The sequence below is a fragment of the Comamonas odontotermitis genome (assembly GCF_020080045.1).
Lineage (GTDB): Bacteria > Pseudomonadota > Gammaproteobacteria > Burkholderiales > Burkholderiaceae_C > Comamonas > Comamonas odontotermitis.
The window spans coordinates 144,808-156,883 of record NZ_CP083451.1; the positions used below are offsets into that span (position 1 = coordinate 144,808).

The window sequence follows — 12,076 nt, forward strand, 5'->3', positions numbered from 1 at the left end:
TGGATGAGCGCAAAGGGCCGGTTATTTCATAAATTCTGCAGGCAGGATAACGCAGCAGGGCATTTCTACTGCCAGCCTGCACAAGTACTTGCGCGGCCATCAGCGGCGTTGCATGCCCAGAAAACGCGCAGGCGGCAGACCGACGGCGCGTTGCACCATGGCACTGAAGGCGCTGGGCGTGTAGCCCAGCTCCACGGCAATCTGCCCCATGGCCAGGCCACTGGCGCCCAGTTGCACAGCCTTGGCCAGAATCACCTGCTGGCGCCATTGCTGGTAGGTACAACCCAGCTCCTGCCGAAAGAGGCGCGCCACGGTGCGCAGGCTGGCGCCGCTGTTGCTGGCAAATGCCTGCAGGCTGTCATGCGCCAGCGGATCCCGCAGAACGGTCTGGCACAGGGTGTGCAGGCGTTTGTCGCGCGGCATGTCGATGCGCAGGTCCAGTTGCGTGGCGCGCCCCAGCTCATCGAGCAGCAGGGCGCTGACATGGCGCTCGCGTGCCAACTGCGCCGGGGTGGGTGGCTCGCCTGCGTCGGAGTTCGTGGACAGGTCACGCACCAGCGCCTGCAGCAGATCCGATACTTCGAGCACGCGGCAGCGCTGCCAGCGTGCACTGGACGCATCGTCTGCAATGGGCCCGCACTGGCCTGGTGCCTGGTAGATGTAGAGCGTGCGCAGCTCGGCCGTCTCCACCATGGTGACGGCGTGCTCCACCTGGGGCGGAATCCACAGCGCCCGCCCGGGCGGCACCACAAAGGTGGCGTGGGGCACGCGCAGATGCAGGGTTCCGGTGGTGGATACCGCCAGCTGCGCCCACTGGTGGTGGTGCGGCAGTACCTGCGTATCGCGCTGCAGCACCCGCTGCTTGGCGCGCACAGGCCGCTGTGGTGTGGGCACGAACAGATGCGGGGTGAGCGAATCCACGTACTCCCAGGCACGCGCGCCGGTGGCCAGCGATACCGCTGGCACCGCGGTGATTAGCGGCCCGCTGGCGCGGCGGCGCGAGGAGGGTATGGCTTGGCTTGGCATGTTGGCGATAGTAATTGGCTTGCTATCGCATACAAGACGGCAGGGCTTTGGCTACCATGCCGGGTATGACAACGAATACCAATGCCTCCGCTGCTGGTGCCGACCAGATCGGCAGCCTGCGCCAGGACAGCCGCACCATCGGTCTCATCGGCCTTGCCCATGGCTCGTCCCACTTCTTTCATCTGTTGCTGCCGCCGCTGTTTCCGTGGCTGATCCAGGATTTCGGCTTCAGCTACTCGGAGCTGAGCGTGCTGGTGTCGGTGTTCTTCATCGTCTCCGGCGTTGGTCAGGCCCTGGCGGGCTTTGTGGTGGATCGCTTCGGTGCCCGTCCCATCCTCTTTGCGGCGCTCGGCAGCTTTGCCGTGGCCGGGGTGATTGCGGGCACGGCGCACAGCTATGTGCAGCTGATGCTGGCCGCCGTCTTTGCGGGTCTGGGCAATGCGCCTTTCCATCCGGTGGATTTCACCATCCTCAACAAGCGCCTGTCGCCACAGCGTCTGGGCCATGGTTTCTCGGTGCATGGCCTGTCGGGCAACCTGGGGTGGGCGGCTGCACCGGTGTTCATGGCGGGTATCACCTCGGCCACCGGTTCTTGGCGCCTGGCCTGTCTGTGCGGCGCTGCGCTGGCAGCCATCATTCTGGCCATCATGGTCATCAACCGCGATGCGCTGGACGACCGCGTGACGGTAGCGGGCGCCGCCAATGGCCCGGCAAAGGCGGCTACCGCATCTGCAGCGCTGGAGCACCCGCTGGCTTTCCTGAAGCTGCCATCGGTGTGGCTGTGCTTCTCGTTCTTCTTCTGGACCACCTGCGCCATGAGCGCCATCCAGTCCTTTGCCAGCCCGGCATTGCAGCAACTGTATGGCCTGCCCGCCAGCATCACCGCCTATGTGGTGACGGGGTACATGCTGTTTGGCGCGGCGGGCATGGTGGTGGGCGGCTTTCTGGTCGGCCGGGTGGAGCGCCTGGAGAAAACGATTTCCGCCTGCCTGCTGTTCTCTGGTGGGCTGCTGGCGCTGGTGGCCACTGGGTGGCTGCCCGGCTATGCAGCGCTGGGCGTGGCGGCGCTGGCGGGTGTGGGAACCGGCCTGGCAGGCCCGTCGCGCGACATGCTGGTCAAGCGCGCAGCACCGCCCGGTGCCACGGGCCGGGTGTACGGCATGGTGTATTCGGGGCTGGATCTGGGTTTCTGCCTGGCCGCACCGGTGTTTGGCTACATGCTCGATCACCACATGAACGCAGGCGTGTTCTATGGGGCTGCAGTGGGCATGGTGCTCAGCGTGGTCTCTGCCGGCTTTGTGGGTGCAGGCGTGGCGGCGCGCAAGGCACAACTGGGGGCTGCCAAGCCGGCCTGATGGAGCCATGGCCGAGGGGCGCAATTGCAGCTCCTCACCAACAAAGCCCGCGCAGCATGGCTCGCGGGCTTTGTCTTTGGTGCGGCGCGCTACACGGCCAACTGAAAGATCTTGCCCGGGTTCAGAATGTTCTTTGGGTCCAGTGCCTGCTTGATGGCTCTCATCATGGCCACCCCGCCGTCACCTGCTTCTTCCGCGAGAAAGCCTTGCTTGTGGATGCCGATGCCATGCTCACCGGTGCAGGTGCCACCCAGGGCGATGGCGCGCTCCACAAGCTGGTGGTTCAATTGCTCGGCCTGCTGGCGCTGGATGTCATTGTCGGGGTCGATCAGGTAGCCGAAGTGAAAGTTGCCGTCGCCCACATGGCCCACCAGGAAGTAGGGAATCCCGCTGGCGTCGGCCTCGTTCACGCAGTCGAGCAGCGCATCGGCCAGGCGGCTGATGGGCACGCACGCATCGGTGGTGATGCAGCGGCAGCCGGGCACGCTCGCCACGGCGGCAAAGTAGGCGTTGTGGCGCGCGGTAAACAGGCGGGTGCGGTCCTCGGGGCGCTCGGCCCACTCAAAGGCATTGCCGCCAAACTCGCTGGCGATGTCCTGCACCATCTCGGCCTGCTCCTTCACGCCGGTAGGCGATCCGTGGAATTCCATCAGCAGCATGGGCTCCTCGCGCAGGCTGAGCTTGCTGTAGGCATTGACCATGCGGATGGCGTTCACATCGATCAGTTCCACGCGGGCGATGGGAACACCCATCTGGATGGTCTGGATCACGGTGCGAACGGCGGCCTCGATGCTGGGGAAGGAACAGATGGCAGCGCTCACCGCTTCGGGCAGTGGGTAGATGCGCAGCGTGATCTCGGTAAAGATGCCCAGCGTGCCCTCGCTGCCCACGAGCAGGCGTGTCAGGTCGTAGCCCGCCGCGCTCTTCTTGGCCCGGTTGCCGGTGCGCATGCGCTCGCCACTGGCGGTCACCACCTCCAGTGCCAGCACGTTTTCGCGCATGGTGCCATAACGCACGGCATTGGTGCCGCTGGCGCGGGTGGAGGCCATGCCGCCGATCGACGCATCCGCGCCGGGGTCGATGGGAAAGAAGAAACCGGTGTCCTTGATCGCCTCATTGAGTGCCTTGCGCGTGATGCCCGGCTGCACGGTGATGGTCAGGTCTTCGGTATTGACCGAGAGTACCTGGTTCATGCGGCTCACATCCAGCGTGATGCCGCCCTGCACGGCCAGCAGGTGGCCTTCCAGCGACGAGCCCGCGCCATAGGCAATCACCGGCACGCTGTATTCGGCGCACAGCCACACGGCATCCTGCACGTCCTCGGCGGATTCGGCAAACACCACGGCGGCGGGTGGCGGCGCAGCAATGGAGCCTTCGTCGCGGCCATGCTGTTCACGCACGGCCTGCGCGGTGGAACACTGCGCGTCAAAGCGGGCTGCGAGTTTTTGCAGGAAGGCGTCGGGAACAGACCGCAGTTCGGCCTGCAACTGGTGGGTGGATACAGGTGCATTCATGAGGAGTCTCCAGACTGAACTTCAGAATAGCACCGCATCTGTACCAGCGCTGTCTGCTGCGCGAAGCCAAAAAAAACCCGCCGAGGCGGGGAGGGGGAGAGTCCGGAGAGAGGAAAAGGGCGTTACATGTTCTTTTTGACCGGCTGGCGCACCTGGTGGCGGCGAGGGTCGCTGGCGCTCAGGTTGCGTTCGGCCTGGACAATACGGTGCGCGCTGGCGCCTTGGGTCAGGCGTTGCGCTGCGCTGCCTGTCGCAGGCTGGGCGTGGGCCATGGCCGATGTCACGGCGATGGATGCAAACAGCATCACGCTGCGGGCATCAAAGGGATGGGTGAAAAATTTTGCAGGCATCTGCACCTCCTTATAGGATTCAGACATGGGGCCTATTGCACCCCATATGACTGCCAAGCGCTATCATTTTTGCTTGCTGTTGCTTCCGCTACAAATTACGGGAGGCAGGTAACAGAAAATAGGCCCCAGTACACAAGCTTCACAAGGATTACCAATGGGCAACCGACTCTCCCAGATTGCGACCAGAACCGGTGATGATGGCACCACCGGCCTGGGCGACAACAGCCGCGTCTCCAAGGCCAGCGGCCGGCCTCACGCGATGGGGGATGTGGACGAACTCAATTCGCACATCGGCCTGCTGCTGTGCGAGCCGCTGCCCTCGGATGTGCGCGAGCTGCTGATCGATATCCAGCACCAGCTGTTCAACCTGGGAGGCGAGCTGTCGATGCCTGGCTACGAACTGCTCAAGGACGATGCCCTGCTGCAGCTGGACGATGCGCTCGTGCGCTACAACGCGCAACTGCCCCGGCTGGCTGAGTTCATCCTGCCCGCAGGTACGCGCGCGGCATCGCAGGCCCATGTGTGCCGCACTGTTGCACGCCGTGCAGAGCGCATGGTGGTGGCCCTGCAGGAAGCAGAGGCCATGCGCCCTGCGCCGCGCCAGTACCTCAACCGCCTGTCCGATCTGCTGTTCGTTCTGGCGCGGGTGCTCAATCGCGTGGATGGCGGTGACGATGTGTACTGGAAGAGCGAGCGCCTCGCGCGCATGCAGGCCGAAGATGCCGGCCAGTGACGTGGCGAAGGGCTGAGCAATGCGGTTGCGCCATATCGAAGTGTTCAATGCGGTGATGCATACGGGCAGCGTGAGCGCGGCCGCGCGGCTCATCAACATCTCGCAGCCCGCTGTCAGCCGCACCTTGCAGCATGCAGAGCTGCAGCTGGGCTTTGCGCTCTTTCAGCGCAGCAAGGGGCGCCTTGCACCGACCAGTGAAGCGCTGGCCCTGCTGCCCCACATGGAAAAGCTGTTTGCCCAGCTTGAAGACGTACAGCGCCTGGCAGACAGCCTGCGCAAGGGCCGTGCCACTGATGAGTTGCGCATTGCCAGCGTGCTGGCGCTCAGCCACGAAGTGTTGCCACGCGCACTGGCGCAGTTCAAGCAGAAACACCCCAATGTCACTGTCACTCTGCAGTCGCTGCACTCTCCGCAGATCGTGTCGGCGCTCATGATGCAGGAAGCTGATGTGGGTTTTGTACTGAGCAATGTGCAGCAGCCCACCTTGCTGCAGGAAAACCTGGCCCGCGTGCCCATGATGTGCATCGTGCCCAAGGGCATGCTGCCCCCGTTCAAGCTGCGCGCGGGCACTCTGTCGCAGGAAGATCTGGCGGGCGTGCCCCTCATCTGCCTGGATGCGCAGGACCCTGTGGGTATGCTGCTGAACCAGCTGGGCCGCGAATCAGGCGCAGGCCAGAACCATTTTGTGACGGTGCAGACCTATCACACGGCCCTGGCCATGGCCCACCATGGTTTGGGCGTGGCGATGGTGGATGGCTGCACGGCCTTGTCGGCCGACCGGAGCAAGGTGGAAGTGCTGCCGCTGGCCCCCGAGTTGCAGGTGCCGGTCAATGCCATCCGCGCGGCCGCGCAGCCGCATTCACTGCTGGTCAAAGCCATCACGCGCGAAATGCAGAAGGTGCTGGCGGCGCAGCGCTAGCCAGGAGCTGCACTGGCTGTTCTCAGAACTGGTTCAAAGTCTCTGCAATCCTTGCGATAAGATGGATGGCGTGCGCGGCCCGCGCCTCCTCCCTCCGTTTGGGGAAGCATTGTTTGTGCAGGGCATACCTTTAGCCCAACCTGCTTGTTGGCGATGTGCATAAGGAGGGATTGCTCAGCTGCCTTGAACAGGAGGTTGACCATGGGATCCATTCCCCTTTCCGCGCCGTTGTACGCGCTCAAACGCCAGGCGAGGCTGAGGGCTCGCCAGCACGGCATGCCCCTGCATGAAGCGCTCGATGACATCGCCAGGGAAAACGGCTTTGCGCAATGGAGCCTGCTGATGGCCCGGCACGCTTCACCAGATGCGCTGACCCAGTTGTCTCGCCAGCTGCGGCCAGGCCAATTGCTGCTGCTCGCCGCACGCCCCCTGCAGGGCAAAACCCGCCTGGGTTTTGCATTGATGGCACGCGCCTTGCGAGCGGGACAACATGCGGCTTTCTTCTCGCTCGATTGCACTCCTGCACAGGTACGCACCATGGCGGCTGCAGCCGATACCGATGGGGCGCTGTGGGGCACCCGTTTTCGGTGGGATTGTTCGGACGATGTGTGCGCCGCGCATGTGGCCGCACAGCTGCACGATGCACCACCGGCGACCGTCGTCGTCATCGACTATCTGCAGCTGCTGGATCAGCGGCGCGACCTGCCCCCGGTCATGCAGCAGGTGCAGGTTTTGCGAAACCTTGCGCGCGAGCGGCAATTCACTGTGGTGGTGATTGCGCAGATCCAGCGTCGGTTTGACGAAGCCCGGCGGGGCATGCCGGGCTGGAGCGATGTACGCCTGCCCAACCCCTTGGATGCGAGCCTTTTTGACCACCGGTGTTTCGTACACCAGGGCCAGATAGCCATTCAGTAGATAAACGCCTTCCGGTGCTCATGGATTAGGCGATAAATGCTATTGATTTTGTAGTAAATCAGGCAACCTTGCCCAACTGCTGCGCAAGTTGTGCGGCGGTGCCAAAGGCCAGGGTGAACCCGAGCGCGCCATGACCGGTGTTGAGCCAGAGATTGCTGGCGCCGGCCTGCCTTGCAATGGGGACTGCCGTGGGCGTGGCGGGGCGCAGGCCGGCCCAGGGGTTCACTGCGGCGAAATCGCTGCAGCCCGGGAAGACGGCCTGCGTGGAATCGCACAGGCTCCGGATCTTGTCCTGTGGAATGCGCAGATCGTTGCCCACCAACTCCACCATGCCTGCCACGCGCAGGCGATTGCCAAGGCGGGCAAAGACGACTTTGCGCGCACTGTCGGTAATGCTGACGCGCGGCGCCTTGTCGCTGGCGGCTGCGACATCCAGGGTGAGGCTGTAGCCTTTGAGCGGATACACCGGCAGGTCGATGCCCAGGGGCTTGCACAGCGCCACACTGTCAAAGGCAAGGGCGACCATGTAGTGGTCGGCGGTGATATCGCCCTGGCTCGTGCGCACGGCAACGATTCTGCCGCCTTCGCGGCGCAAGCTTTGAACGGCGGTGTTCATGACGAACTTCACCCCATTGCGCTGCAGCCAGGCCTGCAGCTGCTGCGCCACCTGGTAGCAATCGGCGGCGCACTCGCTCGGGGTGTGCACGGCGCCTGCAAACTGCGGCTGGTACGCCGCAAGGGCGGGCTCCAGTGCCACGGCTTCGTCGGGCGATACGATGCGCTGCGGCGCGCTGCCGAGTCTGCTTTGCACATCGAGCTGGTTGCGGGCCGACTCCACCCCCGCCTGGGTGGGGTAGAGCACCAGTTTCCCGGTAGTGGAGTAATCCCATTGGCCCTGCACATGCTGCTGCATGGCTTCAAAGTGCTGGCGACTGGTGGCGGCCAATTGCAGCAATTCGCGCGTACTGGTGGCTGAGCGCTTGGCATTGCAGGCGGCCAGAAACTGCAGGCCCCATTTCCACTGGTGCGGATCGGCCTGCAGGCGAAACTTGAGCGGCGAGTCTTCATTGAACAGCAGCTTGGGCAGCTGCTTCCAGATCGAGGGGTCGGCCAGCGGCTGCACGTAGCTGTAGCTCAGCTGCGCGCCATTGCCCATGCTGGTGCCCATGCCGGCGTGCGATGCCTTGTCGATGACGGTGACCTCGTGTCCCGCTTGTTGCAGCTCATACGCCGCTGCCAAACCCACAATACCTGCGCCGAGAATGCAAACGTGCATAGCCACCCCCTGAAAACCCTTAAATATAGGCGCTTGCATTGCGGCTGAGGCATAGCAATATACGCATCAGGCATACCGTTTGCTTATAGGGGGTGCGGGTACGCACAATCCCTGTGCACCTGGTGCCATAACCGGGCGTTATGGGTTTGTCCCAAAAAGGCATTGTTGGGACAAATCATCGGTTTCTACACTGTCAACATCGATTGATTCAAGGAGGTTTCGATATGAAGTTTGTTACGTCGCTGGTCTGCGCTGCCGCCGCCATTGCCTGCCTGCCTGCCGCGCACGCCGATGTGCTGGCCAAGGCCAAGGAATCGGGCGAGATCACCTTCGCCTACCGCGAATCGTCGGTGCCATTCAGCTACCTGGCTGGTGGCCAGAACGCCATCGGCTTCTCGGTCGATATCTCCAACGCGGTGGCCGATGTCGTGCGCAAGGAAATCGGCAAGCCCGACCTGAAGGTGAAGTGGCAGCCGGTCACCTCGGCCAACCGCATTCCGCTGATCCAGAACGGTACCGTGGCGCTGGAGTGCGGCTCCACCACCAACAACTCTGCTCGCAACAAGGATGTGGATTTCGCGATCAACTACTTCTACACCGGCACCCGCGTGGCAGTGAAGAAGAGCGCCGGCATCAAGAACTGGGCCGATCTGAAGGGCAAGACGCTGGCAATCACCACCGGTACGACCAACCTGCCCGTGGTGCGCAAGTACAGCGCCGACCAGAAGCTAGACATCAACATCACCCTGGCCAAGGACCATGCGGACGGTTTCCTGCTGATGGAAAACGACCGTGCATCGGGCTTTGCAATGGATGACATTCTGCTGTTCGGCCTGAAGGCCAACTCCAAGGATCCTGCGGCCTACGAAGTGGTGGCCGATGCCCTGCAGGTGGAGCCCTATGCCTGCATGCTGCCCAAGGGAGATGCAGCATTCAAGAAGATCGTCGACGGCGTGATCGGCGGCATGATGAAATCGGGCGAATTCACCAAGCTGTACGACAAGTGGTTCATGCAGCCCATTCCGCCGAAGAACCAGGCGCTGGGTCTGCCGATGAACCAGGAGCTGAAGGATAATCTGGGCGCGCAAAGCGACAAGCCAGCTATCTAAAGCATCGCTGTCTGCGTTTTGGCATGGCCCGGTAACGGGCCATTTTCTATTGCCATGGAGCCTTCCATGGCGAAGGGGGCCGGCGCTGGCAGCGAGGTACGCAATCGCTTGGCAAGGTTTTTTAGATGGGAAAATGGGCAATGAGCACGAAAACCGTAGGCATCCTGGGCGGCATGGGACCGGCAGCGGGCGCTGATTTTGCACGTCTGTTTGTGCAGGCCTGTGCAGAGCAACTCAAGGCCGGCGGTGCAGCCGTGGCTGACCAGGCTTATCCAGAGCACTGGCTGGCGCAACTGCCCATTCCTGACCGCAGTGCAGCATTGCTGGCGCCTGAAGCTGCCGAAGACCCCTTTCCGATGATGTGCACCGCAATGGACAAATTGCAGGCCGTGGGCTCCACCGCTGTGGCCATGGCCTGCAATACCGCCCATGCCTGGCATGAGCGCCTGCAGCAGGCCTACCCACGCCTGCAGTTGCTGCACATTGCCCGCGTGGTGGCAGAGAGCCTGCAACAACAAGGCCACCGCGCCTGTGTGTTGCTGGCCACGCAAGGCACCTACCGCATCGGCCTGTACGACGAGGCACTGGCGGCCTGCGGCATCACCGTGCACCTGCCGCAAGACGCCGAGCGAGAGCTGCTGATGCAAGGCATCTACCAAGGGGTGAAAGCGGACAGGCTGGACTTGGCACGCGCCTGCTTCTCTCAGGTGGCGCGCGCCATGCGGCTGCGCCATGGCGATGTGCCGTTGATCATGGGATGCACCGAAATCCCGCTGGCGCTGCCGGGCGCTCCGGAGGTGGAAGGTCTGCCCCTTGTGGACCCGGCCTGGGAGCTGGCCCAAGCCTTGGCGCGTGTGGCTTACGGCCGGTAATTAGAGAAAAAGAACCGCCAGCGCAAGCCCGCCAAGCGCTGGGATATCAAAAACAATAGCGTCTGAGCGCTGGTCAGAGCAGTCAGGGCATCTTGTCCATGACCAGCAGACAGGCTTCACCCACCACCCTGCTGCGATGGGACATGCCGGGTTCTACACGGTAGAACATCCCTGGTGTGAGCGTGACAGGGCCTGCCTCGGTATCCACCACCACTTCGCCACTGAGTACAAGAAAGCACTCTGGCGAATCGTCGTGCACGTGAAAAGACGCAACGGTGTCGCGTATCACCCGATAGCGCAGGTTCACACCGTCAATGGAAGTCAGCGTCTGTGCGAACCATGGCTGCGGATGCGAGACCTTGATTTCGTTGGTATCCAGTGCCTGGAGAGGTGTCATGAGGGCTTTGGAATCACGGATTGGCGAGACTCAGCCTTCCTGCAGCATTGCCATGGTGATGCGCGACACGCAAGTCAGCTTGCCTTCGTCGTTCACCATGTCGATCTGCCAGACCTGGGTGGTGCGGCCAATGTGCACCGGGCGTGCCGTACCGGTGACCCAGCCGCTTTTCACGCCACGAATATGGTTGGCATTGATGTCGAGGCCCACGCAGCGCCAATCAGGCGGTGAGGAGAACATGGCACCGACGGAGCCCAGGGTCTCGGCCAGTACCACGCTCACGCCGCCGTGCAGCAAGCCATAGGGTTGGTGCGTGCGGTGGTCCACAGGCACACGGCCCACAAGATAGTCGTCACCGATTTCCAGGTATTCGATGCCCAGGTGCTCGATCGCGGTGTTGCGCGCGGCGGCACGCAGGGCGTCCAATGAGAAGGGCTTTTTCCAGATGGCAGTCATGGCAGGCTTTCAGCGTTCATGCGGGGTATGAGGCACAGCATAGCGGCGCCCGGCTGGGCTGGCTACCGCCTGCAAGACTGTGCTTTGATGGTTCACACGGTTGCGACCAGATTGGCAGCTTTGGCAACGCCCAGCCTTGCTCTTCATGGTGTGCCGCCACGATGCACCGTCAGTTGCTGGTGGGGATGTCGTTATCCAGACCATCTGCATCGTCGGCGACGATACCGTCTTCAACCAGCAGCTCGACCAGCTCACGGGCAAACGAAGGCAGCGATTCGAGGTTGCGCACCACGATCTGCATTTCGCGGTTGGACCATTCGTCGGACAGCTGGATGATGCGGATGTCCATGATCTTGGCATGGCGCCGTGCGGCCGATTCCGGCAGGATGCCGATGCCCACGCCTGCTTCGATCATGCGGCAGGCCGCTTCAAAATTGCCTACCTGGATACGCTGCTTGATCGGGCGGTGCAGCAAGTCGCTGTGCTGGCGCAGGAAAGCGTGGATGGCGCTGGATTCGTGCAGGCCCACATAGTCGAAATCCAGCGTGTCGCCAAAGGCGACGGATTTGCGCTTGGCCAGCGGATGCTCGGGGTTGACGACGAGGATCAGGTGATCGCGGCGGTAGGGCATCGAGACCAGGCTTTCGGTACGCACCTGACCGGCCACGATGCCAATGTCGGTCTGGCCTTCGCCCACAGCACGGATGATGTCGTTGGACAGGCGCTCGCGCAGGTCGATGTCCACATCCGGGTGCTTGCGCAGGTAGGTGCGCAGAACGGGTGGCAAAAACTCGCCCAGCGCCGTGGTGTTGGCAAACACACGTACGTGGCCCTTGATGCCGCGGGCGTATTCCTGCATGTCGCCGCGCAGGTGCTCGATCTGGCCGAGAACGGTGCGGGCATGCTGTACAAAGGCCTGTCCGGGCAGGGTCAGGGTCACGCCCTGGCTGGTGCGATAGAGCAGCTTCACGCCCATGCTCTCTTCGAGGTTCTTGATGCGGGTGCTGGCGGCGGGCAGGGAGATGAACGACAGTTCGGCCCCTCGCGTCATGCTGTTCGCGTCTGCCACGTGCACCATCAGGCGCAGGTCTACCAAATCAAAATGCATTGCCATGGCGAGGATTGTAGAGGGTAGGCTGGTTGCACATGGGTGC

Annotated in this window: 13 protein-coding genes; 6 read left to right on the forward strand and 7 right to left on the reverse strand. The window is 62.9% G+C overall.

Annotation, left to right across the window (positions count from 1 at the left end):
- Positions 1–99: 99 nt before the first annotated feature.
- Entirely contained in the window at positions 100–1,026 is a 927-nt protein-coding gene (locus LAD35_RS00635; RefSeq protein WP_224150847.1) for an AraC family transcriptional regulator, read from the reverse strand.
- A 65-nt stretch (positions 1,027–1,091) separates the two neighbouring features.
- Between LAD35_RS00635 and LAD35_RS00640 the strand changes: the two genes are divergently transcribed.
- A complete protein-coding gene (locus LAD35_RS00640; protein ID WP_224150848.1) occupies positions 1,092–2,381 on the forward strand; it encodes an MFS transporter in 1,290 nt (429 codons plus the stop codon).
- Between the two features lie 89 nt (positions 2,382–2,470).
- Here the strand turns inward: LAD35_RS00640 and LAD35_RS00645 are convergent, their stop codons facing one another.
- Together LAD35_RS00645 and LAD35_RS00650 are read right to left on the reverse strand one after the other, a co-directional pair.
- On the reverse strand, positions 2,471–3,895 hold the full coding sequence (locus tag LAD35_RS00645; RefSeq protein ID WP_224150849.1) for an FAD-binding oxidoreductase: 1,425 nt from the start codon (positions 3,893–3,895) through the stop codon (positions 2,471–2,473).
- Positions 3,896–4,017: 122 nt separating this feature from the next.
- Entirely contained in the window at positions 4,018–4,245 is a 228-nt protein-coding gene (locus LAD35_RS00650; protein ID WP_224150850.1) for a hypothetical protein, read from the reverse strand.
- Between the two features lie 154 nt (positions 4,246–4,399).
- Between LAD35_RS00650 and LAD35_RS00655 the strand changes: the two genes are divergently transcribed.
- The 3 genes from LAD35_RS00655 to LAD35_RS00665 all read left to right on the forward strand — a co-directional run bounded on the left by LAD35_RS00655 (position 4,400) and on the right by LAD35_RS00665 (position 6,812).
- The gene (locus LAD35_RS00655) at positions 4,400–4,978 is read left to right on the forward strand and encodes a cob(I)yrinic acid a,c-diamide adenosyltransferase (protein ID WP_224150851.1); all 579 of its coding nucleotides are present in this window, start codon (positions 4,400–4,402) and stop codon (positions 4,976–4,978) included.
- A gap of 19 nt (positions 4,979–4,997) precedes the next feature.
- The gene (locus LAD35_RS00660; RefSeq protein ID WP_224150852.1) at positions 4,998–5,897 is read left to right on the forward strand and encodes a LysR family transcriptional regulator; all 900 of its coding nucleotides are present in this window, start codon (positions 4,998–5,000) and stop codon (positions 5,895–5,897) included.
- 201 nt (positions 5,898–6,098) lie between these two features.
- Positions 6,099–6,812, forward strand: coding sequence for a DNA helicase (locus LAD35_RS00665; RefSeq protein WP_224150853.1), 714 nt, complete (start codon positions 6,099–6,101; stop codon positions 6,810–6,812).
- Between the two features lie 58 nt (positions 6,813–6,870).
- On the opposite strand, the gene LAD35_RS00670 is transcribed toward LAD35_RS00665, so the two are convergent.
- Positions 6,871–8,088 (reverse strand): D-amino acid dehydrogenase, encoded by a 1,218-nt coding sequence (locus tag LAD35_RS00670; RefSeq protein WP_224150854.1) that lies wholly within the window; start codon positions 8,086–8,088, stop codon positions 6,871–6,873.
- A 224-nt stretch (positions 8,089–8,312) separates the two neighbouring features.
- Between LAD35_RS00670 and LAD35_RS00675 the strand changes: the two genes are divergently transcribed.
- Positions 8,313–9,197 (forward strand): amino acid ABC transporter substrate-binding protein, encoded by an 885-nt coding sequence (locus tag LAD35_RS00675; RefSeq protein ID WP_224150855.1) that lies wholly within the window; start codon positions 8,313–8,315, stop codon positions 9,195–9,197.
- A 140-nt stretch (positions 9,198–9,337) separates the two neighbouring features.
- Entirely contained in the window at positions 9,338–10,069 is a 732-nt protein-coding gene (locus LAD35_RS00680; RefSeq protein ID WP_224150856.1) for an aspartate/glutamate racemase family protein, read from the forward strand.
- Positions 10,070–10,151: 82 nt separating this feature from the next.
- Here LAD35_RS00680 and LAD35_RS00685 read toward each other — a convergent pair whose 3' ends face one another.
- From LAD35_RS00685 to LAD35_RS00695, 3 genes are all read right to left on the reverse strand, one after another.
- The gene (locus LAD35_RS00685; RefSeq protein ID WP_224150857.1) at positions 10,152–10,466 is read right to left on the reverse strand and encodes a cupin domain-containing protein; all 315 of its coding nucleotides are present in this window, start codon (positions 10,464–10,466) and stop codon (positions 10,152–10,154) included.
- A gap of 30 nt (positions 10,467–10,496) precedes the next feature.
- On the reverse strand, positions 10,497–10,922 hold the full coding sequence (locus LAD35_RS00690; protein ID WP_184705208.1) for a hotdog fold thioesterase: 426 nt from the start codon (positions 10,920–10,922) through the stop codon (positions 10,497–10,499).
- A 169-nt stretch (positions 10,923–11,091) separates the two neighbouring features.
- Positions 11,092–12,036: a LysR family transcriptional regulator gene (locus LAD35_RS00695; RefSeq protein WP_224150858.1), complete on the reverse strand. Its 945-nt coding sequence runs from the start codon at positions 12,034–12,036 to the stop codon at positions 11,092–11,094.
- Positions 12,037–12,076 lie beyond the last annotated feature (40 nt).

Coding starts and splice junctions, on each gene's coding strand:
- LAD35_RS00635 (WP_224150847.1), bottom strand. CDS start 1,026: ATGCCAAGCCAAGCCATACCCTCCTCGCGCCGCCGCGCCAGCGGGCCG.
- LAD35_RS00640 (WP_224150848.1), top strand. CDS start 1,092: ATGACAACGAATACCAATGCCTCCGCTGCTGGTGCCGACCAGATCGGC.
- LAD35_RS00645 (WP_224150849.1), bottom strand. CDS start 3,895: ATGAATGCACCTGTATCCACCCACCAGTTGCAGGCCGAACTGCGGTCT.
- LAD35_RS00650 (WP_224150850.1), bottom strand. CDS start 4,245: ATGCCTGCAAAATTTTTCACCCATCCCTTTGATGCCCGCAGCGTGATG.
- LAD35_RS00655 (WP_224150851.1), top strand. CDS start 4,400: ATGGGCAACCGACTCTCCCAGATTGCGACCAGAACCGGTGATGATGGC.
- LAD35_RS00660 (WP_224150852.1), top strand. CDS start 4,998: ATGCGGTTGCGCCATATCGAAGTGTTCAATGCGGTGATGCATACGGGC.
- LAD35_RS00665 (WP_224150853.1), top strand. CDS start 6,099: ATGGGATCCATTCCCCTTTCCGCGCCGTTGTACGCGCTCAAACGCCAG.
- LAD35_RS00670 (WP_224150854.1), bottom strand. CDS start 8,088: ATGCACGTTTGCATTCTCGGCGCAGGTATTGTGGGTTTGGCAGCGGCG.
- LAD35_RS00675 (WP_224150855.1), top strand. CDS start 8,313: ATGAAGTTTGTTACGTCGCTGGTCTGCGCTGCCGCCGCCATTGCCTGC.
- LAD35_RS00680 (WP_224150856.1), top strand. CDS start 9,338: ATGAGCACGAAAACCGTAGGCATCCTGGGCGGCATGGGACCGGCAGCG.
- LAD35_RS00685 (WP_224150857.1), bottom strand. CDS start 10,466: ATGACACCTCTCCAGGCACTGGATACCAACGAAATCAAGGTCTCGCAT.
- LAD35_RS00690 (WP_184705208.1), bottom strand. CDS start 10,922: ATGACTGCCATCTGGAAAAAGCCCTTCTCATTGGACGCCCTGCGTGCC.
- LAD35_RS00695 (WP_224150858.1), bottom strand. CDS start 12,036: ATGGCAATGCATTTTGATTTGGTAGACCTGCGCCTGATGGTGCACGTG.